This window comes from Pseudomonas gregormendelii, assembly GCF_017114825.1.
Taxonomy (GTDB): Bacteria; Pseudomonadota; Gammaproteobacteria; order Pseudomonadales; family Pseudomonadaceae; genus Aquipseudomonas; species Aquipseudomonas gregormendelii.
In genome coordinates, this window is sequence record NZ_JADEVO010000024.1 from 68560 (window position 1) to 89032 (window position 20473).

Sequence of the window (20473 nt, forward strand, 5' to 3'; positions counted from 1 at the left end):
ACATGCCTGCAGCAAACACGACGAGCCCCTGGTACAAGCACCTCTGGCCGTGGATCATCATCGCCATCCTGGCCTGCTCGGTGACCCTGACCCTGTCGATGGTGACCATTGCGGTGAACAACCCGGACAACCTGGTCAACGACAACTACTACGAGGCCGGCAAGGGCATCAACCGTTCGCTTGATCGCGAGCTGCTGGCGCAGACCCTGAAACTGCGCGCCAGCGTGCACCTGGACGGGATGACGGGCGAAGTCGACCTGCACCTGACCGGCGACAGCCAGCCAAAAACCCTGGAACTGAACCTGATCTCGCCGACTCAGCCGGAAAAGGACCGCAAGATCACCCTGACCCACAGCGACACCGAGGCCGGCCGCTACATTGGCCAGGTGAACGACAAGGTTGAAGGGCGTCGGTTTGTCGAGCTGCTGGGCGTTGAAAACGACAAGACTTGGCGCATGTTCGAAGAAGAACAGGTCAGCCATGACAAGGACCTGCTGCTGGGCGACGAGCCGCTGCAGGGTGCGGAAGACCTGAAGAAATAAAAGCCTGCGCGCGCCCCTGTAGGAGCGAGCTCGCTCGCGATGGACGTCAACGATAACGCTGGGAGCCTGATACCCCGCGGCGCTCATTCGTTCTTCGCGAGCAAGCTCGCTCCTACAGCCTCCCCTGTAGGAGCGAGCTCGCTCGCGATGGACGTCAACGATAACGATGGGAACCTGATACTCCACGGCGCTCATTCGTTTTTCGCCAGCAAGCTCGCTCCTACAGGGTTCTCAGCAGCTCCCGGAAGATTTAGATTGCCCTCATGACCACACCAACCCCCTGCTACCACTGCGCCCTCCCCGTCCCGGGCGGCAGCCGCTTCACCGCCATTGTGCTCGGGCAAACCCGCGAGTTCTGCTGCCCGGGTTGCCAGGCCGTGGCCGAAGCCATTGTGGCCGGGGGTCTGGAAAGTTATTACCAGCATCGCAGCGAAGCATCGGCCAACCCCGAAGCCTTGCCGGTGCAACTGGTGGACGAACTGGCGCTGTACGACCGCGCTGACGTGCAGGCGCCGTTCGTGCGTCACGAGGGCGAGCTGGCCGAAACCACCTTGCTGATGGAAGGCATCAGCTGCGCGGCCTGCGGCTGGCTGATCGAAAAACACCTGCGCGCCCTGCCTGGCGTCGCCGAGGCCCGGCTCAATCTGTCGAACCATCGCCTGCATGTACGCTGGGCCGATGCGCAGTTGCCGCTGAGCCAGGTGCTCGGCGAATTACGCCACATCGGCTACGCCGCACACCCCTATCAGGCCGACCGCGCCAGTGAACAACTGGCCAGCGAAAACCGCCTGGCGCTGCGCCAACTCGGCGTGGCCGGCCTGCTGTGGTTCCAGGCGATGATGGCGACCATGGCCACCTGGCCCGAATTCAACATCGACCTCAGCCCCGAGCTGCACACCATCCTGCGCTGGGTTGCGCTGTTTCTGACCACGCCGATCGTGTTCTACAGCTGTGCGCCATTCTTCAAAGGTGCCATGCGCGACCTGCGCACCCGCCACCTGACCATGGACGTCTCGGTCTCGCTGGCCATCGGCAGCGCCTACCTGGCCGGGATCTGGACATCGATCACTGGCGTCGGCGAACTGTATTTCGATGCGGTGGGCATGTTCGCCCTGTTCCTGCTGGCCGGACGCTACCTGGAACGCCGCGCCCGGGAGCGCACGGCCGCCGCCACCGCGCAACTGGTCAACCTGTTGCCTGCCTCGTGCCTGCGCCTGGGTGCGGACGGCCAGAGCGAGCGCATCCTGCTCAGCGAATTGCGGCTGGGCGATCAGGTGCTGGTGCATCCCGGCGCTATCCTGCCGGCCGATGGCAGGATTCTCGACGGCCAGTCCAGCGTCGACGAGTCCCTGCTCACCGGCGAGTACCTGCCGCAACCGCGCACCCTGGGCGATGCGGTCACCGCAGGAACACTGAACGTCGAGGGCGCGCTGACCGTTGAAGTCCTGGCACTCGGCCAGGACACGCGCCTGTCGGCTATCGTCCGCCTGCTGGACCGCGCCCAGGCGGAAAAACCGCGCCTGGCGGAAATCGCCGACCGTGCCGCCCAGTGGTTTTTGCTGTTGTCGCTGATCGCTGCCGCCGTGATTGGGCTGGTGTGGTGGGAGCTGGACTCCTCGCGGGCCTTCTGGATCGTGCTGGCCATGCTCGTGGCGACCTGCCCGTGCGCCTTGTCCCTGGCGACGCCGACGGCGCTCACGGCGGCCACCGGCACCTTGCACAAGCTGGGCCTGCTGCTGACTCGCGGGCATGTGCTGGAAGGCCTGAATCAAATCGACACGGTGATTTTCGACAAGACCGGCACCCTCACCGAAGGGCGCCTGGCGCTGCGTTCGATCCGCCCCCTCGGTGCGCTCGACAGTGACCAGTGCCTGGGCCTGGCGGCGGCGCTGGAGAACCGTTCCGAACATCCAATTGCGCGGGCGTTTGGTCGCGCGCCGCTGGCCGCCGAGGAAGTGCACAGCACGCCGGGGCTGGGGCTTGAAGGCCTGGTCGGCGAGCAGCGTCTGCGCATTGGCCAGCCGGGTTTTGTCTGCGAACTAAGTGGCGCAGCAGTGCCGGCGATGCCTGATGAGCCTGGCCAGTGGTTACTGCTTGGCGACGCGCATGGCCCCCTGGCCTGGTTTGTCCTCGACGACCGCCTGCGCGCCGATGCGCCGGCGCTGTTGGCGGCGTGCAAAGCCCGGGGCTGGCGCACGCTACTGCTGTCCGGCGACAGTTCACCCATGGTCGCCAGCGTTGCCGCCGAGCTGGGCATCGATGAAGCCCGGGGCGGCCTGCGCCCGGATGACAAACTCCAGGTGCTGCAGCAGCTGCACCGCGAAGGGCGCAAGGTGCTGATGCTCGGCGACGGGGTCAACGACGTACCGGTGCTGGCCGCCGCCGACATCAGTGTCGCCATGGGTTCGGCCACTGACCTGGCGAAAACCAGCGCCGACGCCGTGCTGCTCTCCAACCGCCTGGACGCGCTGGTGCAGGCGTTCAGCCTGGCGCGGCGGACCCGACGGGTGATCATCGAGAATCTATTGTGGGCCGGGTTGTACAATGGCCTCATGTTGCCCTTCGCTGCCCTCGGCTGGATCACCCCGGTGTGGGCGGCGGTCGGCATGTCCATCAGTTCGTTGACCGTGGTGCTCAATGCCCTGCGCCTGACTCGCCTGCCGAGCGCGCCGGCCATCAGCGCCACGCCACAAACCCGCCCGCTGCCGGCCTGAGCCGCGCGGGCATGGAGTGAACCCATGCCAGCCTTATACGTGATGATCCCGGCCGCGCTGCTGATCGTGGGCATTGCGATCTACATTTTCTTCTGGGCCGTGGACAGCGGCCAGTACGACGACCTCGACGGCCCGGCCCACAGCATTCTGTTCGACGACCAAGACCCCAAGCACACGGCTGCAGTCGACGAGGCCAGCGGTCACGTGGACAAGCCTGAAGACAAGGCCCCGCCCCATGCTTGAACTGGCACCCCTGCTGGTGTCTGCGGTGATCCTGGGCCTGCTCGGTGGCGGTCATTGCCTGGGCATGTGCGGCGGCCTGATGGGCGCCCTGACCCTGGCGATCCCCAAGGAGCAACGCAGCCGGCGCTTTAGGCTGCTATTGGCGTACAACCTGGGGCGAATCCTCAGTTATGCGACCGCAGGACTGCTGATCGGCCTGGCGGGCTGGGCGGTGGCCAACAGCCCGGCGGCGATGTTCATGCGGGTGCTTGCCGGGTTGCTGCTGATCGCCATGGGCCTGTACCTGGCCGGCTGGTGGAGCGGCCTGACCCGCATTGAAAGCCTCGGTCGCGGCCTGTGGCGGCATATCCAGCCGGTTGCCAACAAACTCCTGCCGGTCTCCAGCCTGCCCCGGGCTTTGCTGCTGGGCGCCCTCTGGGGCTGGTTGCCGTGTGGCCTGGTCTACAGCACGTTGCTGTGGGCGGCGAGCCAGGGCAATGCGTTGGACAGTGCATGGCTGATGCTTGCTTTTGGGCTGGGGACCTGGCCGATGCTGCTGGCCACCGGCCTGGCTGCTGAACGCGTCACGGCGTTATTGCGCAAGCGCAGTGTGCGCATGGCCGGGGGGTTGCTGGTGATATTGTTCGGCCTGTGGACCCTGCCGGGGCCGCATCAGCATTGGTTGATGGGGCATTAAGATCAAAAGATCGCAGCCTTCGGCAGCTCCTACAGGTGATCACACATTTTGCGTACACCGACACCCTGTGGGAGCGGGCTTGCCCGCGATGGGGCCTGCACAGGCGACACAACTCTCTATTCTTGATGCAAATCAAGATGCCCCATTGCCCCACCCCCTAGACTCGCCAACACTGCCAGCCTATCCGGGGGAATGCCCGCATGATGCTCGACGCCATTCGTTGGGACACCGATCTGATCCGCCGTTATGACCTGGCGGGACCGCGCTACACCTCCTATCCGACCGCCGTGCAATTCGACGCCACTATCGGCAGCTTCGACCTGTTCCATGCCCTGCGCGAAAGCCGCAAGGCGCTGCGGCCGTTGTCGCTGTATGTGCACGTGCCGTTCTGCGCGAACATCTGCTATTACTGCGCCTGCAACAAGGTCATCACCAAGGACCGCGGCCGCGCACACGCCTATTTGCAGCGCCTGGAACAGGAGATCCAGCTGATCGCCTGCCACCTCGACCCGACACAAAAGGTCGAGCAACTGCACTTCGGCGGCGGTACCCCGACGTTCCTCAGCCATGACGAGCTGCGCCAACTGATGGCGCAACTGCGCAAGCATTTCAATTTGCTCGACGACGACTCCGGCGACTACGGCATCGAGATCGACCCGCGTGAAGCCGACTGGTCAACCATGGGCCTGCTGCGCGAACTGGGGTTCAACCGCGTCAGCATCGGCCTGCAAGACCTGGACCCTGCCGTGCAGCGAGCGGTCAATCGCCTGCAGAGCCTGGAGGAGACCCGCGCAGTGATCGACGCCGCGCGCACCCTGCAGTTTCGCTCGATCAACATCGACCTGATCTACGGCCTGCCAAGACAAACGCCGGACAATTTTGCCCGCACCGTCGAGGAAGTCATCGCGCTGCAACCGGACCGGCTGTCGGTGTTCAACTACGCCCACCTGCCAGAACGCTTCATGCCCCAGCGGCGGATCAACAGCAACGAGTTGCCGACCCCGGCGCAGAAGCTGGAAATGCTGCAGCGCACCATCGAACAACTGACCGCCGCCGGGTACCGCTACATCGGCATGGACCACTTCGCCCTGCCCGACGACGAGCTGGCGATCGCCCAGGAAGAATCAACCCTGCAACGCAATTTCCAGGGCTACACCACCCACGGTCACTGCGATCTGATTGGCCTGGGCGTTTCTGCCATCAGCCAGATCGGCGATCTGTACTGCCAGAACAGCAGCGACCTGAATCTCTACCAGAACGCTCTCGCCACTTCCCAGCTGGCGACCAGCCGCGGCCTGCTGTGCAATGCCGATGATCGGGTGCGCCGTGCGGTGATCCAGCAGCTGATTTGTCGCTTCAGCCTGGAGTTCGCCGAGATCGAGCAGGCATTCAACATCGATTTTCGCGGCTACTTCGGCGAACTGTGGCCGCAATTGCAGACGATGGCCAAGGACGGCCTGATCGAGCTCGACAACGATCGCATCACCGTACTGCCCGCCGGGCGATTGCTGGTGCGCTCGGTGTGCATGGTGTTCGACCGTTATCTGGAACAACAAAATCGCGAGCGGTTTTCCAAGGTGATCTAATGACCTGGGTCAAATCGCCGCGTGCTGGTCGGATAGTCCTCTGGTGGGTTACCCTTACGTCTTATGTGTGTTTTTCCCACAAGGATTGAAGAAATGTCCGAGCCAGTCAAACTGCGCGCTCATGGTCAGGCCCACTGCAAGGATTGCAGCCTGGCCCCGCTGTGCCTTCCACTTTCGCTGAATCTGGAAGACATGGATGCGCTGGACGACATCGTCAAACGTGGCCGCCCGCTGAAAAAGGGCGAGTTTCTATTCCGCCAGGGCGACACATTCGATTCCGTTTATGCAGTACGCTCCGGCGCCCTGAAGACGTTCAGCCTCAGTGATGGTGGCGAAGAGCAGCTGACCGGCTTCCACCTGCCGAGCGAACTGGTCGGCCTGTCGGGCATGGACACTGAAAAGCACCCGGTTTCCGCGCAAGCCATGGAAACCACCTCGGTGTGCGAGATTCCGTTCGAGCGCCTGGACGAACTGGCCGTGCAATTACCGCAATTGCGCCGCCAGCTGATGCGCGTGATGAGCCGCGAGATCCGCGACGACCAGCAGATGATGCTGCTGTTATCGAAGAAGACCGCCGACGAGCGCATCGCCACGTTCCTGGTTAACCTCTCGGCCCGCTTCCGCGCCCGGGGCTTCTCGGCCAACCAGTTCCGCCTGAGCATGTCGCGCAATGAAATCGGCAACTACCTGGGCCTGGCGGTGGAAACCGTCTCCCGGGTGTTCACGCGCTTCCAGCAGAACGAACTGATTGCGGCTGAAGGCAAGGAAATCCATATCCTCGATCCGATTCAGCTGTGCGCCCTGGCCGGCGGTTCCCTGGAAGGCTGATCACGGCAAAGGCGGTTGAGCGCAACGGTTCAGCCGCCGTTATACTGTGACGTTTGCAGCCTGCCAGGACACCTCGACGATGGTCTTCGACTCCTTCGACATCAAATCCCTGATCCGCCCCGTGATCGACTTTCCAAAGCCGGGCGTGATCTTTCGCGACATCACCCCGTTGTTCCAATCGCCCACGGCCCTGCGCCTGGTGATGGACAGCTTTGCCCACCGTTATGTCGAAGCCGACTTCACGCACATCGGTGCAATGGACGCTCGCGGCTTCCTGATCGGCTCGGTGCTGGCCTATCAGTTGAACAAGCCGTTGGTGCTGTTTCGCAAGCAAGGCAAGTTGCCGGCTGATGTGCTGGCCGAGGGTTATGCCACCGAATATGGTGAGGCCTTCCTGGAAGTGCATGCCGACAGCCTGTGCGAGGGTGACTCGGTGGTGATGTTCGATGACCTGATTGCCACCGGCGGGACGTTGATTGCAGCGGCCAACCTGATCCGGCGCATGGGCGCGCGGGTGCATGAAGCGGCGGCGATTATTGATTTGCCGGAGCTGGGTGGGTCGCAGAAGCTGGAAGATATGGGGATACCGACTTTTTGCCTGACGCAGTTTGCGTTGACTGATAAGTAAGTCGCCCGTTCCGACGCCATCGCGGGCAAGCCCGCTCCCACAGGGTTCTCTGTCATGCACATGATTTGTGTACGGAGAGGATCTTGGTGGGAGCTGGCTTGCCAGCGATGGCGTCAGTCGCCATACCGCCAACCTCAAAGCCCCATCTGCTTGCTGATAATCTCGTTCATCACCTCCCGAGTCCCTCCGCCGATCGAGAGGATCCGGTTATCCCGATACAGCCGCTCCACCAAACTCTCCCGCATATACCCCAGCCCGCCGAGAATCTGCACCGCGTCGGTCGTAATACGATCTGCCGTATCAGTGGCAAAATTCTTCGCCATGGAAATTTCCTTGATCACACTCTGCCCCGCCGCCATTTTCGCCGCCTGGCGATAAGTGAACTCCCGGGAGACTTCCAGTGCAGTGGCCATCTCGGCCAGGCGGTGCTTGAGCACCTGGAACTTGCCGATGGGCTTGCCGAACGCCTCGCGCTGACGTGCCCATTTCAGGCTTTCCTCCAACGCCAGCTGGGCGGTCATGTTGGCCATCAAGGCCAGGGCCAGGCGCTCGCTCTGGAAGTTACCCATGATGCAGGCGAACCCCATGTTTTCGCCGCCGATCAGATTGCCTGCAGGCACACGGCAATCATCGAAGAACAGTTCAGCGGTGTCCGACGCCCACCAGCCCATTTTCTTCAACTGGCGGCCGACGGTAAAACCGGGGGTACCTTTCTCGATCAGCAGCAGGCTGACGCCGCCGAAGCCGGGGTCACCGGTGCGCACGGCGACGGTGTAGAAGTCTGCGCGAATGCCACTGGTGATGTAGGTTTTGCTGCCGTTGACCCGATAGACATCGCCCTCGCGGACGGCGCGGGTTTGCAGGTTGGCGACGTCCGAGCCGCCGCTCGGTTCGGTCACCGCCAGGGCGCTGATCTTCTCGCCGCTGAGCACCTGGGGCACAACGCGATCACGGACTTCTGGCCTGGCCCATTTCAGAATCGGCGGCAGGCCGATGTCCAGGGAACCCAGACCGGCAACCAGCCCACCGGAGCCGCAGCGCATCAGCTCTTCACTGGCGGCGACCTTGGCGAACAGATCACCTTCGTGTGAGCCGCCGAAAGCTTCGGGGTAACCGATGCCCAGAATCCCGGCCTGGCCTGCCTTCAGATAGAGCTCACGGGGAAAGCTTTCGGCTTCTTCCCATTGGTCGATGTCCGGCAGGATTTCACGCTCGACAAATCGTCTGACGCTGTCGCGGACCAATTGGTGGCTGGGATCGAAGTATTCCTGGAAGGCAGGCATCGGCGAACTCCACTGAAGGTCCAGTGAAGTTAACCGAGCGCTTGCTTGGTTTTCAACCAAAACATGTAGGAGCGAGCTCGCTCGCGATGGTCGTTAACGAAGACGCGGGAAATCTGATACCCCGCGGCGCCCTCGGGTTCATCGCGAGCAAGCTCGCTCCTACAGATATTCGGCGCCATGGGCGATGTGGGAGATATTCGGCGCCGTTTGCGGTGTGGGAGATATTCGGTGCCGTGTGCGGTATGGGAGCAAAGCTTGCCCGCGTTGGCGTCATCACGGAGGTTACAGAGCGATCGGCTTGCGCCCCGCGAAGGAATGCGCCAGCGTCCCGCCATCCACCAACTCAAGCTCGCCACCCAGGGGCACGCCATGGGCGATGCGCGAGGCGATCAGGCCTTTGTTGTTGAGCAGCTGGGCGATGTAGTGCGCCGTGGCTTCACCTTCCACCGTCGGGTTGGTCGCCAGGATCACCTCGGTAAAGGTGCCCGCCTCTTCAATCCGTGCCAGCAGTTGCGGAATGCCAATGGCCTCAGGCCCCAGGCCGTCCAGGGGCGACAGATGGCCCTTGAGCACGAAGTAACGCCCGCGAAACCCGGTCTGCTCTACGGCGTAGACATCCATCGGGCCTTCCACCACGCACAGCAAGGTGTCATCGCGGCGAGTGTCGGCGCACTGCGGGCACAGGTCGTCCTCGGTCAGCGTGCGGCACAACCGGCAGTGACCGACGCCTTCCATGGCCTGGCTCAGCGCCGATGCCAGGCGCGAGCCACCGCTGCGATCACGCTCGAGCAACTGCAACGCCATGCGCTGTGCGGTTTTCTGGCCAACACCCGGCAAGGTTCGCAGGGCATCGATCAGTTGGCGAATCAAAGGGCTGAAGCTCATGGGCAAACGTCCGACAAATCAACGAGACGCGGTTTATACCCGCGCCTCTCTTTAGCGTCAATTGCTCAGTCCTGAGCGACCCGCACCACCAGTTTGCCGAAGTTGCGCCCTTCGAGCAGGCCGATGAAAGCTTCAGGGGCATTCTCCAGGCCGTCGACCACGTCCTCGCGGAACTTCACCTTGCCATCGCGCACCCACGGCGCCATGGCGCTGATGAACTCCGGTTGGCGATCACCGTAGTCATCGAACACGATAAAGCCCTGGATGCGCACGCGCTTGGTCAGCAGGGTGCGCTGCAGTTGCGGCAGGCGATCGGGACCAGTCGGTGCTTCGTGGGCGTTGTAGCCGGCGATCAGGCCGCACAGAGGGATGCGCGCCTTGGCGTTGAGCAGCGGCAATACCGCATCGAAGACTTTGCCGCCGACGTTTTCGTAGTAGATGTCCACACCTTGGGGGCACGCCAATGCCAGATCCTCGGCGAAACTCGGGCTCTTGTGATCGATGCAGGCGTCAAAACCCAGTTCCTCGACCACGTACCGGCACTTGTCTGCGCCGCCTGCCACACCCACCACCCGCAGGCCCTTGATCTTCGCAACCTGGCCGACCACCGAGCCCACTGCGCCCGATGCAGCAGCGACCACCAGGGTTTCGCCGGCCTGTGGCTGGCCAATGTCCATCAAGCCCATGTAGGCGGTCATGCCCGGCATGCCGAGCACGCCCAGGGCCATCGACGGGCTTGGGAGGCCGGAGGGCACCGGGATGACGTTGCGCCCGTCGCTGATGCTATGGCTCTGCCAGCCCGTTGCGCCGACCACCAGATCGCCTTCCTGGAATTTCGGATTAAGCGAACGCACCACTCGACTCACAGCGCCACCGGTCATGACCTCGTCGATTTCGACCGGAGCTGCGTAGGAAGGTGCGTCACTCATGCGCCCGCGCATGTAGGGGTCCAGCGACAGGTAGAGGGTCTGCAGCAGGATCTGACCGTCGGCCAGGTCGGGCAATGCCTCGCGCTCCAGGCGAAAATTCTCTGGGGTCGGCGCGCCCACAGGGCGAGAGGCCAGGACGATACGTTGGTTGAGGGTCAATGCATCTGGCATGTGAGCTTCTCCTTGATCGTTAAATGGGGGGTATAGGGAGCAGACCTTTTTGGTGGTGGGGCGTTCGATGTTTCGTCAGGTAGACCGAGTTGACTGCTTCGCGGGCAAGCACGCTCCCACAGGACTACCTCTATCCTGTGGGAGCAAGGCTTGCCCGCTATGAACGGGAGCACGCCTCAATCCCTGTGGGAGCGGGCTTGCCCGCGAAGGCGGCGGGCCGGTCGCGCATGAGCAACCGGCAGAAACAAAAATGCCAAGCTCAACGCCTGGCATTTTTTTGTAGCTCATCCGACGCGCTTTGGCGAATCAGAATGGCAGTTTCATACCCGGTGGCAATTGCATGCCAGCGGTCATGCCGGACATCTTGTCCTGGCTGTTGGCTTCGATCTTGCGCACGGCGTCGTTGACGGCGGCGGCGAATACGGCTTCGAGCATCTCGCGATCATCTTCGCTCAGGCCTTCAACCATGCTTGGGTCGATGCTCACGCGCTTGACGTCGTGACGACCGGTCATCACCACGGTGACCATATCGCCGCCGGCCTTACCGGTGACTTCGGCGTTGGCCAGTTCTTCCTGCATCTTGGCCATTTTTTCTTGCATCTGCTGTGCCTGCTTCATCAGGCCGGCCATGCCACCTTTCATCATGGGAATCACCTCAAAGTACTTGGATTAAAACGGCGCCCGGCACGTGTGGCCAAACGCCTTCAGTTATTAGCCCTGACTGGCCAGGGCTTCGACAGGTTCAATAGTATCGTTACGGATCACCGCTCCGAACTGCTGCATCATTTGCTGGATGAACGGATCACCATGGATCGACTCCTCCGCCTCGCGCTGACGGTTCACCCGACGCCGGGACGCGGCCTGGGCCGGGGTTTCCTGTTCGGGCTTGATCAGCTCCATGCTCAGGGTCAGCGTGCGCCCGTGGTACTGGTTCAGCGCGTCGTTGAGGCGACGCTGCTGGGTGGCGTTGAACAGGGCGCTGTGGGCCGGGTCCAGGTGCATCAACCAGTTGTCGCCTTCGACGGAAATCAGCGTGCAATTGGCAGCGATGCTCCCGGTCATGCCGGAGATCGGCAGTTTCGGGAACAGCTCCAGCCATTGCAAGGCCAGGCCGGTGGCGGGCATGGCAGCCGGCTCGGGTTCTGGCTCGGGCGCAGGCTCGGCAGCGTGTTCGCTGGCCAACTCATCCAGGTAGCTGTAGGCCGAGTCGATGTCCGGCTCGATGTAATCCTCGTCCAGCGGCGGCTCGTCGTCCAGGTCAGTGCCCGGGGTGGCGGCATCGACTTCTGCCACGGACGGCTCCGGAATAGGCGCGGCGGCCCACTCCGGCGCATCCGGCACCACGCTGTCTGGCGTGGGCAGCGGCATCGGTGGCAATTCGGGCTGCTCGCCAGCGGTCTCGAGCATCGGCTCGACGGCGGGCTGCAGCACGGCCTCGGGCTCGACCGGGTCGTTCCATGGCAGGTCGACCACCTCCTCGATGGCGACCGCCTCCACCACTGGCTCTGGCGGCGCAACCGGCGCAACTGGCTCAGGCGCTGGAACGGGTGCTGGAGCAACAACGGGTGCAGCAACAACAGGCGCAACTGCCGTAGCGACTACCGGCGCAACAACCGGCGCGGCAGCCACTGAGTTTGCGGAATCAACTGTGGCCTGGCTGATCCCCACTGGCTTTAGCGGCTGCCTCGGGGCGTCCGCCGTATCGGCCGGCCTGAACGCAAGCATGCGCAACAGAACCATTTCGAACCCGCCTCGCGGGTCCGGTGCCAGCGGCAGGTCACGGCGCCCGATCAGGCCCATCTGGTAATAGAACTGCACGTCTTCGGCCGGCAGCGCCTGGGCCAGGGCCAGCACCCGATCGCGGTCGCCATGGCCATTGTCGACACCCTCAGGCAGCGCCTGGGCGATGGCGACACGGTGCAATACGTTGAGAATTTCCGAGAGCACGCCATTCCAGTCCGGGCCTTGCTCCGCCAGGTGACGCACGCCTTCGAGCAGCGCCCGGGCATCGCCTTCGATCAGCGCATGCAGCACGTCGTAGACCTGGCCGTGATCGAGTGTGCCGAGCATCGCTCGCACGTCGGCGGCCATCACCTTGCCCTCACCGAAGGCAATGGCCTGGTCGGTGAGGCTCATGGCATCGCGCATCGAACCGTCGGCGGCGCGACCCAGCAACCACAGGGCATCGTCTTCGAACGGCACGTTCTCGACACCCAGTACATGGGTCAGGTGCTCGACCACGCGCTCGGGCGTCATGTTCTTCAGGGAGAACTGCAGGCACCGCGAAAGAATCGTTGCAGGGAGTTTCTGCGGATCAGTGGTGGCCAGGATGAACTTGACGTAGGGCGGCGGTTCTTCGAGGGTTTTGAGCAGCGCATTGAAGGAATGGCTGGAGAGCATGTGCACTTCGTCGATCAGGTAGACCTTGAAGCGCCCACGGCTCGGGGCGTATTGCACGTTGTCGAGCAGTTCGCGGGTGTCCTCGACCTTGGTCCGGCTCGCGGCGTCGATCTCGATCAGGTCGACGAAGCGCCCCTCATCGATCTCCCGGCACACCGAACACTCGCCGCAGGGCGTGGAGGTGATGCCCGTTTCACAGTTCAGGCACTTGGCAATGATCCGCGCGATGGTGGTCTTGCCGACCCCGCGCGTGCCGGTGAACAGGTAGGCGTGATGCAGCCGCTGGCTGTCCAAGGCATTGATCAGAGCCTTGAGCACATGGGTCTGGCCGACCATTTCGCGGAACGAGCGCGGACGCCATTTACGTGCAAGAACCTGATAACTCATCGAAAACCGTCGCCACGAAGGAACACAAGCGGCTAATGCTAGCGGAGCAAGGCCAAAATTGCATCCGATGCCTCGTCTAATCTGGCTAAGATGCACGGAGGGGGCTTTCAACGGCTCAGGTTTCAGACGTACCGGAGCTTTTATGCGGTTGGCCTTGGGGGCATTGTTGTTCGTGAGCTTGACCGGCGCGGCTGCAGACGCGCCGTTGCGCTTCGTGGTGCCCGACAGCTGGACCATGCCGATGGTGCAGTTTGAGCGCGGTCGCCCGACACAGGGCATCCTGTATGACGTGATGCTCAGCCTGGCGACCCAGGTGGGCGTGCCTGCGGAATTTCACGTACTGCCCCGGGCGCGGGTGCAGAGCGCCATGGAGCATGGCGAAATCGATGTGCGCTGTTATGCCGCGCAGTCCTGGCTGCCCAATCAGTCCGGCGACTACATCTGGAGCATTCCGCTGTGGGTTCAGCCCGATGTGCTGCTGAGCCGCCCTGACCCGCTGACCTCCGCCGACCCGGCCCACCTGCCGCGCCAGTCGATCGGCACGGTGCGCGGCTACACCTACCCGACCCTGCAACCGCTGTTCGACGCCGACAAGCTCGACCGCGAAGACGCGCGCAACCAGGAACAGGTACTGGAAAAACTGCTGGCAGGACGCTATCGCTACGCAGTGAGCAACCAGTGGACGATGGACTGGTTCAACCAGCGCTTGCTGCCCGAGCAACAATTGCAAAGTGTTGCTGTGCTGCAGGAGCAGCGGGTGGGGTGTTATGTACGCAATGACCCCAAGGTGCCAGTGCAACGCATCCTGCGCACCTTGCTGCGCATGAAAATGTCCGGGGAGATCGATGACATCATTCGGCTGTATATCGGCAAGCCCTAGGGCGCGATATTTTCAGATCGGCTTGAACTCATCCTTCAGCAAGTCTGCAAACGCGTCGCGCGCGCGATGCGCCGTTGAGTGCCTGTTCCATATGAAATAATTCCGGACCGGCATCAGGTCGGCAAAGGTGTGCCCTTCCAGGTCTCCGATCATCCTGAACTGCTCAAAAACACCGCGTGGCACAAGGGAAACGCCTGCTCCAGAGCTCACACAACCGAGGATAGTGCCGTAGCTCGCTATGCTGGTAATGGCAGCAGGTACTCGATGCTCACCTAGCCAGCTCGTCAGCGCTGTTCGGTAAGGACATCCTTCGGGCCACATGAATACGGCCTTGCCCCTCAAATCCTGCGGGGTGTGGATTTTTCCGAGGCGGGGTGAAGCGATTAACACCAGCTCCTCTTTATAGATTTCCATGTGATCTATATCCGGATGCTGATTTTTGACCGCAATCACCGCACCGTCCAGTTTATGAGCGAGGACGTCATTCACTAACTGCGACCATACCCCTGTGCTGAATTGCATCTGCACAGCGGGATGATGCTGATGAAACCTGGATAACAGTTTGGGCAACCTGCCGGTGGCGGCAGACTCTATTGCACCAATGTTCAATACCCCTGACGGCTCAGCCCCAGGATCCAGCGCTCCGCGAGCCTCCTGGCACAACGAAAGGATTTTATTTGTGTAGCCGAGAAACAACTTCCCGGAGGGGCTGATCACAAGCCCCCTGCCCTGCCTGATAAAAAGCGATACGCCCAGCTCTTGTTCCAACAACTTTATTCTGTTTGTTATGTTTGAAGGAACACAATGTAACAATTCGGACGCCCGAACGATACTGCCTTGCTCAGCGACCACCTTGAACATGTTCAGCTGCGACAGCTCCATTTAAATATCGCTCATTTTAAGTGAATGCTTGAATCACTATAAAGCACTTGTTGCGCACTCCTCAAGTAATTAGTGTGCGGGCCTGGCCTGCTTCTAATGCTCTTCCATTTAATAGAAGCCCATGGCCGCATTAATCACTGGATACCTGATGGACGTCGAGCAAGTTCTAATCGCGCTAGGTTTTTTTGCTTTTTGTGGCGGTTTGATTGACGCTGCGGTTGGCGGAGGTGGACTGGTCCAGGTGCCGGCACTGATACACGCGCTACCTGGCCATAGTCTGGCTACGGTGTTCGGAACCAACAAACTGGCTGTCCTGGCCGGCAACCTCTGCTCCATATCCACTTACGTGAGGAGAGTTAGAATTGTATGGAAGCTCATGCTTCCAACCATGATTTCATCATTTATATTCGCCTACCTTGGCGCGCTATCGGTTTCTCTCATTCCGAAAAGGTTTATGGAATATGCAGTTTTTATCATCTTGGTGGCAATGGCGATCTATACCTTTATCAAAAAGGACTTAGGCCGATTCAGCACTGACATACAATGCGGCAGAAGAGAACTCCTGCTTGGCGTATTTTTCGGAGGTTTAATCGGCTTTTATGATGGCGTCTTCGGGCCGGGCAGCGGCAGCCTGCTTCTTTTTGTTTTTGTGAAGTTTTTCGGGTTTGATTTTTTAAATGCTTCAGCTTCTGCAAAACTGGTTAACCTGGGGACATTCAGCGCCGCACTGCTGTTTTTTATTCCGTCGGGCAACATTTTATGGGCTGTCGGCGGAGTCGTTGGTCTGTGCAATATCGCAGGCTCGCTCACCGGGGCATTTCTAGCCCTGCGGTATGGCAGCGGATTTATTCGAGTATTTTTTCTGATTCTACTGCTGTTCCTCATCGCGAGGATGGGAATGTCGATATCAGGTTAATCGCTATTTTCGAAGCGCAGAGATTTACAAAAATCACTGCAAGCACGCTTGCCCGTCAGAGTTCACCGCTGAGATGATCTGAACGCTGGCGCCTTCGATTTCGACAGATAAAAGCAAAGCATTTCACCAACCCAGTTTGCAAACAGGCGGGGAAATGCATAACGCTGCATTGGATCTTGAACACCTATTGCTCAGCAGCTTCAGCCGTTGCCGCAGCCTACACACGCTTTGGTGCTCAGTGGTCGAAACAGCTGCGACATCGTGGCATAATGCCACCTAGGGCGACGTTGTTTCGTCCCCACCTCAACAGCACCGAATGATAAGGGACTCATCATGCACTTTCACATTAAGCTCTTCGGAGCCGCTATTGGCTTCGCTATCCTCACCGGGTGCGCGTCTGTGCCAATGGATGCCCCTAATGAAGATGCTGCGCTCAAGACCTTCTCAGCACCCCCTGCGGACCAAGCCGGGCTATACATTTACAGGGATAGTTTCGCCGGACAGGGTTTGAAGAAGTCAGTTACAGTGGACGGCAAATTTATTGGTGAGACAGCTAATCGTGTCTACTTCTACCGACTCATCAGTCCCGGAACCCATACGCTTGGTACAGAGTCAGAGTTCAGCGACAACGTAATCAAACTGGTGGCTGTAGCTGGCAAAAACTACTACGTACGTCAATCGATCAAATTTGGGGTGTTCGTCGGCGGGGCCAGTCTTGAAGTGGTACCTGAAGCGGTCGGTCAAGCGCATCTGCAAAAATGTGAGCTAGCTGTTTCTCAGTAAAATCTAAATGGCCCTGCGGACACAATGAGTGAGTTCGCAGGATGCGTGCAGAGTTCAATCTATAGCCTGTGCGCCTGATTACATCTCTATCCCTTGACTAGACAAGGACGGTCGTTCTAACAGTTGTAAAATAAAGCCGTCACCCCACTTTACGGAGTCACCAGCATGGAGGTTGTTGCCTACTACCGTGTATCCACGAAAAGCCAGGGTGAGTCCGGCCTCGGCCTCGATGCACAGCGGGAGTACGTGAAGTTCGCTGCCGAACAGCAAGGTTGGGTAGTGGTGGCCGAATACGAGGATGTGGGCGTATCTGGCTCGATTCACCCCCTGGAGCGTCCATCAGGGGCCAAGGCGTTCGCTGATGGGCGTCCTGTTGTGGTAGCCAAGTTGGATCGGATGAGTCGGGACGTTGAACATATCGCTGGTCTGATGAAGCGCCACAAGTTCCGGGTAGCCACGATGCCCACCGCTGATACGCTCCAGCTGCATATCTACGCTGTGCTGGCTGAGCAGGAGCGGACCTTCGTCAGCGAACGTACCAAGGCCGCATTGAAGTCTCTGGATGTGCGGGCAGAAGCTGGTGATATCGATGCCCTGCACAGCATAGCCAACCGGGAGGATAAGTTGCGGAAGGGTCGTAGCATGTTGAACAGAACCAAGGGGCACGACACCCAGCGCCAGCAAGCAGATGTTCGTGCAGCCTTGGTAAAGGATGCCATCGAACTGTGCGTTCTCAAAGGGGCCGCCAGCCTACAGGCAGTTGCTGATTGCCTCATCTCTCGTGGCATTCCTACTGCGCGTGGCGGCAACTGGTCCCCCACTGCTGTAATGCGCGTTATGCAGCGTCTAGGATTGGAGCTGAAGAAGCCAGTATGACCCTCTGCAAGCTCCTTCAGTCGCGTATAGGAAACGCTAGTGTTGTTGCCTTGTATGCCCGACGGATATTTCAAGGAAAGCCAGGATAGAGGTTCTGAGGCTGGCAACTTACCCTTGATGCCGACCTCGATAGTGTCGGTTCCTGCCGATTGGCCAGATAACCCTTGTGATATTTTCATCTGCTCAATCCCCCATATTCCTGCTTGCCTACCATGGCCAATTTTGAAAATTCAGGTAGTACGGCGGAATAGAAAAGTGTCACATCAACAGAACCTAAAATGGTAGCTCGCGTAACGCGGAGAACAGCCATTGACTATCAAAATGACATCATGCTAAACCTGCATTTTACGGACGCTCGGAAGCTCAACGTGACTTTATTAATCCCTCTCTATCTCATCCCACCTTTTCTGATGTTGACAGGTTGTATCTCTATCCCTGACGCGGAATCCACCAAAGCCACTGGTACATCTAATATAGCCGCCAACCATTCTCCTATCTGCATCAAAACCCCCGGCGATCCTTCATTTCAGCAACATGTCTACGTCGGAGCCGGAAAGCTAATTGCAGAGAAGGTGCGATCAGGAGTCGAAAAGTCTGGCCGTACTTCGTTTGTGATTGATGACCCAGCGAAGGCCCAGGTGGCAGGCTGTCAATTCATGCTGGATTCACAGATCATCGAATACGAGGATAGAGCTACCGGCTGGTCGGGGATTCCAGATCGCATCTCGCTTCGTGTAAGTCTCTACCCAATTACTGATCCCGAGGCACAGCGCTCATTCATGTATATCGCTAAATCTTCCGCGATGGGTAGCGCATTTTTGGAGTGGGGAAATGCCAATCCAGCATCCCTACTGCAACAACAATTTGCAGATGACGTGGTCGCGTTAATCTCAAAGTGAGAGGTGCGAGCTAAGCAGTTTCTCTAACCAGTTAGGCTCTACGGTCCGGAGGGGAAATGGATATCAAAGGATTTTGCGTCGAACACGCTATCGATTTGAGTAGGTGTGGAGTGACTCTAGTCGGGGGAAGTTTTAATTTAATCGAGCTGGACATCTCCCCGGCTGAATTACTTATCTTAGCAGAAGAGGACTTTCAGCGGGGCGGCCTTTCGGCGCTGATAAACTCCATATCAAACACCAAGCGAGCAATAGTTTGCCAGATGGATCGGCTGTTAAAATCCTTCGGCTGTGAATCCTTTAAGCTAGATGTTCCGGAAAAGGTTGCGAGGTTAAGAGGGTTAGGATTGTTGGCGCCTGAGCTTTTACGTAAAATCGTTAAGCTGCGTAACACCTTGGAACACGAGTTTAAAGCGCCGACGCTGGAACAAGTTGAAGATGCCCTTGATATCGCCCGCCTCTTTGTTATGTCTACATCAGCTATGTTTACTCCTTTTGAAGATACGCTAGAGTTTTCCTTGCGCAAGGCGTCTGTCCCGCACCCGATTAAATATTTAACGGCTGGATTGAACCGGGAGGCCGGTAGCGTTTTTTACACGGTGTATGTGTATGGGGGTGACGGTTATAACAGTCTTAGTCAGTGTACTATTCCGTCCGGACATGTGCTGTTCGATCAGTTGGTTAAACTATCTGCATCGCTGATGATGAAGTATAACGTTGATCAGGCGTGTAAAGACTTCGACGCAGTTTACGCTGCCTTATAGTAAACATCATTCAAACGACCCGGATACGTCGCGCGAAACCCATTGGCACATTTCATACGGAAGGGCACTCAAACTACTCTAATTGATAGTCGGAGAAATGAATGAGCTTACAGCAGAAGCTGCAAACAGTTTACTCGTGAGCCGGGTTCGTCGAGTCACTCTTTTGAGGAGGTTGTTCTTCTTATATGTATCTGCTTCCGCTTTAAAAGGGCGCGTGAACGGAGCTTCAAGGGCAAGGGTAACGTCTCGGTAAACGATACCGTTTATAGTCGTTGTGTGCCTGAGCGTTTGGCGGTAATGTCGCCGGGCTACCTAACTCCACAAGGCGATTCTAATGACCAACTGTACTCTGGCTATCGCATTTACTGACGGCGACACACATCAGCATCAAGCTTTCTATTCGATCCTGTCTGGTAAACACTGGAAGAGATCTGGTTCGGGGGATGTGAATTGGTCGGGGGATCCAAGCTACACACTCTCCCGCCTAGAGATTAAACAGGATATATTGAAGGGTTGAAGAAATGTCTCTCTGAATCTGAAATCAATGTGGTCCACTACGTCTTAACCATCAGAACCGATCCTTCGATTGTTGGTTTCATTCAGAAGTCAGGCGATGGAGAGCCTGTCAATTACGATAACATGCAAAGTCCTAGCTAATCGCTCCGATGTAATATGGCCTCATGATATGGGGGCAGAAAGGATCTCCAATAGTTAAGGGGTGAAAGAGGAATACTCTGCACCCTGAGAACAACATCATTTCTCTTTGTCCTTAAACACTCTTACACTGGTAGATGGAAGCTTGTCTTCACTCCTCAACCCATGCACGTATCAAGATGTCATCTCCTCAGCCTCTGCACACGGCTTCATCCCGATGAACGGCAAACGCCTGAAATGCAGTAGATGCAATGCGTAAAGCCGGAAATGTACCAATTAGATAGAAGCGATGCTGTGGGGTTACCCCTTTCGATAGATCTAGGTCTGCTTGCTTGGTGCTCACACAAGCCAACCACTGCCAGTCGATGTCTTCTTCTCCCTAACCCCCTAGCTACTTTTCTGGACCTTCACAGCCAGCACGCTCTAGTGTGCTGTCTCTGAAATAAGTTTCTAACCTGAGCTATGCTTATGTGGTCAGTCAGTGCTTGGAGTGATCACATGAACTCTCAGGACATCGTGCTCAGTGAAGACGAACAAATTGAACTGAGTC

General features: G+C 59.0%; 19 protein-coding genes. 13 read left to right on the forward strand and 6 right to left on the reverse strand.

Annotation, left to right across the window (positions count from 1 at the left end; translation table 11 throughout):
• The first annotated feature begins 2 nt into the window (after positions 1–2).
• The 7 genes from IMW75_RS17210 to IMW75_RS17240 all read left to right on the forward strand — a co-directional run bounded on the left by IMW75_RS17210 (position 3) and on the right by IMW75_RS17240 (position 7217).
• Complete coding sequence (locus IMW75_RS17210; RefSeq protein ID WP_045060275.1) at positions 3–542, forward strand: FixH family protein; 540 nt, start codon at positions 3–5, stop codon at positions 540–542.
• Between the two features lie 263 nt (positions 543–805).
• Positions 806–3256, forward strand: coding sequence for a heavy metal translocating P-type ATPase (locus IMW75_RS17215; RefSeq protein WP_205893299.1), 2451 nt, complete (start codon positions 806–808; stop codon positions 3254–3256).
• A gap of 24 nt (positions 3257–3280) precedes the next feature.
• Positions 3281–3499, forward strand: coding sequence for a cbb3-type cytochrome oxidase assembly protein CcoS (gene ccoS, locus IMW75_RS17220; RefSeq protein WP_045060277.1), 219 nt, complete (start codon positions 3281–3283; stop codon positions 3497–3499).
• A complete protein-coding gene (locus IMW75_RS17225; protein ID WP_205893300.1) occupies positions 3492–4175 on the forward strand; it encodes a sulfite exporter TauE/SafE family protein in 684 nt (227 codons plus the stop codon). Before ccoS ends, IMW75_RS17225 begins: the two co-directional genes overlap by 8 nt.
• Positions 4176–4378: 203 nt before the next feature.
• Positions 4379–5761 carry an oxygen-independent coproporphyrinogen III oxidase gene (gene hemN / locus IMW75_RS17230; protein WP_045060299.1) on the forward strand — a complete coding sequence of 461 codons (1383 nt, stop codon included), beginning with the start codon at positions 4379–4381 and terminating at the stop codon, positions 5759–5761.
• A 93-nt stretch (positions 5762–5854) separates the two neighbouring features.
• Positions 5855–6589: a fumarate/nitrate reduction transcriptional regulator Fnr gene (gene fnr, locus IMW75_RS17235; RefSeq protein ID WP_045060279.1), complete on the forward strand. Its 735-nt coding sequence runs from the start codon at positions 5855–5857 to the stop codon at positions 6587–6589.
• Between the two features lie 79 nt (positions 6590–6668).
• A complete protein-coding gene (locus IMW75_RS17240; RefSeq protein WP_045060280.1) occupies positions 6669–7217 on the forward strand; it encodes an adenine phosphoribosyltransferase in 549 nt (182 codons plus the stop codon).
• Between the two features lie 134 nt (positions 7218–7351).
• On the opposite strand, the gene IMW75_RS17245 is transcribed toward IMW75_RS17240, so the two are convergent.
• The 5 genes from IMW75_RS17245 to dnaX form a co-directional block, all read right to left on the reverse strand.
• A complete protein-coding gene (locus IMW75_RS17245) occupies positions 7352–8500 on the reverse strand; it encodes an acyl-CoA dehydrogenase family protein (protein ID WP_045060281.1) in 1149 nt (382 codons plus the stop codon).
• 282 nt (positions 8501–8782) lie between these two features.
• Positions 8783–9385 carry a recombination mediator RecR gene (gene recR, locus IMW75_RS17250; RefSeq protein WP_045060282.1) on the reverse strand — a complete coding sequence of 201 codons (603 nt, stop codon included), beginning with the start codon at positions 9383–9385 and terminating at the stop codon, positions 8783–8785.
• A 65-nt stretch (positions 9386–9450) separates the two neighbouring features.
• The gene (locus IMW75_RS17255; protein WP_045060283.1) at positions 9451–10485 is read right to left on the reverse strand and encodes an NADP-dependent oxidoreductase; all 1035 of its coding nucleotides are present in this window, start codon (positions 10483–10485) and stop codon (positions 9451–9453) included.
• A gap of 306 nt (positions 10486–10791) precedes the next feature.
• Positions 10792–11130: a YbaB/EbfC family nucleoid-associated protein gene (locus IMW75_RS17260; protein ID WP_028621409.1), complete on the reverse strand. Its 339-nt coding sequence runs from the start codon at positions 11128–11130 to the stop codon at positions 10792–10794.
• 66 nt (positions 11131–11196) lie between these two features.
• Positions 11197–13272, reverse strand: coding sequence for a DNA polymerase III subunit gamma/tau (gene dnaX / locus IMW75_RS17265; RefSeq protein WP_205893301.1), 2076 nt, complete (start codon positions 13270–13272; stop codon positions 11197–11199).
• Positions 13273–13414: 142 nt separating this feature from the next.
• Between dnaX and IMW75_RS17270 the strand changes: the two genes are divergently transcribed.
• Complete coding sequence (locus IMW75_RS17270) at positions 13415–14152, forward strand: substrate-binding periplasmic protein (protein ID WP_045060285.1); 738 nt, start codon at positions 13415–13417, stop codon at positions 14150–14152.
• 12 nt (positions 14153–14164) lie between these two features.
• Here the strand turns inward: IMW75_RS17270 and IMW75_RS17275 are convergent, their stop codons facing one another.
• A complete protein-coding gene (locus tag IMW75_RS17275; protein ID WP_205893302.1) occupies positions 14165–15034 on the reverse strand; it encodes a LysR family transcriptional regulator in 870 nt (289 codons plus the stop codon).
• Between the two features lie 148 nt (positions 15035–15182).
• On the opposite strand from IMW75_RS17275, the gene IMW75_RS17280 reads away from it, so the two are divergent.
• The 5 genes from IMW75_RS17280 to IMW75_RS17300 all read left to right on the forward strand — a co-directional run bounded on the left by IMW75_RS17280 (position 15183) and on the right by IMW75_RS17300 (position 19269).
• Complete coding sequence (locus IMW75_RS17280) at positions 15183–15950, forward strand: sulfite exporter TauE/SafE family protein (RefSeq protein WP_205893310.1); 768 nt, start codon at positions 15183–15185, stop codon at positions 15948–15950.
• A 333-nt stretch (positions 15951–16283) separates the two neighbouring features.
• Entirely contained in the window at positions 16284–16733 is a 450-nt protein-coding gene (locus IMW75_RS17285) for a DUF2846 domain-containing protein (RefSeq protein WP_205893303.1), read from the forward strand.
• A 165-nt stretch (positions 16734–16898) separates the two neighbouring features.
• Entirely contained in the window at positions 16899–17609 is a 711-nt protein-coding gene (locus IMW75_RS17290; protein ID WP_205893304.1) for a recombinase family protein, read from the forward strand.
• 278 nt (positions 17610–17887) lie between these two features.
• On the forward strand, positions 17888–18508 hold the full coding sequence (locus tag IMW75_RS17295) for a DUF4823 domain-containing protein (protein WP_205893305.1): 621 nt from the start codon (positions 17888–17890) through the stop codon (positions 18506–18508).
• Between the two features lie 56 nt (positions 18509–18564).
• Entirely contained in the window at positions 18565–19269 is a 705-nt protein-coding gene (locus tag IMW75_RS17300) for a hypothetical protein (RefSeq protein WP_205893306.1), read from the forward strand.
• The last annotated feature ends 1204 nt before the right edge of the window (positions 19270–20473 follow it).

What these genes read in the sequence shown, in the direction of transcription:
- IMW75_RS17255 (WP_045060283.1), bottom strand. Translation starts at nt 10,485, where the DNA reads ATGCCAGATGCATTGACCCTCAACCAACGTATCGTCCTGGCCTCTCGC.
- IMW75_RS17295 (WP_205893305.1), top strand. Translation starts at nt 17,888, where the DNA reads ATGGTAGCTCGCGTAACGCGGAGAACAGCCATTGACTATCAAAATGAC.
- ccoS (WP_045060277.1), top strand. Translation starts at nt 3,281, where the DNA reads ATGCCAGCCTTATACGTGATGATCCCGGCCGCGCTGCTGATCGTGGGC.
- IMW75_RS17225 (WP_205893300.1), top strand. Translation starts at nt 3,492, where the DNA reads ATGCTTGAACTGGCACCCCTGCTGGTGTCTGCGGTGATCCTGGGCCTG.
- IMW75_RS17260 (WP_028621409.1), bottom strand. Translation starts at nt 11,130, where the DNA reads ATGATGAAAGGTGGCATGGCCGGCCTGATGAAGCAGGCACAGCAGATG.
- recR (WP_045060282.1), bottom strand. Translation starts at nt 9,385, where the DNA reads ATGAGCTTCAGCCCTTTGATTCGCCAACTGATCGATGCCCTGCGAACC.
- IMW75_RS17240 (WP_045060280.1), top strand. Translation starts at nt 6,669, where the DNA reads ATGGTCTTCGACTCCTTCGACATCAAATCCCTGATCCGCCCCGTGATC.
- IMW75_RS17210 (WP_045060275.1), top strand. Translation starts at nt 3, where the DNA reads ATGCCTGCAGCAAACACGACGAGCCCCTGGTACAAGCACCTCTGGCCG.
- IMW75_RS17245 (WP_045060281.1), bottom strand. Translation starts at nt 8,500, where the DNA reads ATGCCTGCCTTCCAGGAATACTTCGATCCCAGCCACCAATTGGTCCGC.
- IMW75_RS17290 (WP_205893304.1), top strand. Translation starts at nt 16,899, where the DNA reads ATGGAGGTTGTTGCCTACTACCGTGTATCCACGAAAAGCCAGGGTGAG.
- hemN (WP_045060299.1), top strand. Translation starts at nt 4,379, where the DNA reads ATGCTCGACGCCATTCGTTGGGACACCGATCTGATCCGCCGTTATGAC.
- IMW75_RS17275 (WP_205893302.1), bottom strand. Translation starts at nt 15,034, where the DNA reads ATGGAGCTGTCGCAGCTGAACATGTTCAAGGTGGTCGCTGAGCAAGGC.
- IMW75_RS17215 (WP_205893299.1), top strand. Translation starts at nt 806, where the DNA reads ATGACCACACCAACCCCCTGCTACCACTGCGCCCTCCCCGTCCCGGGC.
- fnr (WP_045060279.1), top strand. Translation starts at nt 5,855, where the DNA reads ATGTCCGAGCCAGTCAAACTGCGCGCTCATGGTCAGGCCCACTGCAAG.
- dnaX (WP_205893301.1), bottom strand. Translation starts at nt 13,272, where the DNA reads ATGAGTTATCAGGTTCTTGCACGTAAATGGCGTCCGCGCTCGTTCCGC.
- IMW75_RS17270 (WP_045060285.1), top strand. Translation starts at nt 13,415, where the DNA reads ATGCGGTTGGCCTTGGGGGCATTGTTGTTCGTGAGCTTGACCGGCGCG.
- IMW75_RS17280 (WP_205893310.1), top strand. Translation starts at nt 15,183, where the DNA reads ATGGACGTCGAGCAAGTTCTAATCGCGCTAGGTTTTTTTGCTTTTTGT.
- IMW75_RS17285 (WP_205893303.1), top strand. Translation starts at nt 16,284, where the DNA reads ATGCACTTTCACATTAAGCTCTTCGGAGCCGCTATTGGCTTCGCTATC.
- IMW75_RS17300 (WP_205893306.1), top strand. Translation starts at nt 18,565, where the DNA reads ATGGATATCAAAGGATTTTGCGTCGAACACGCTATCGATTTGAGTAGG.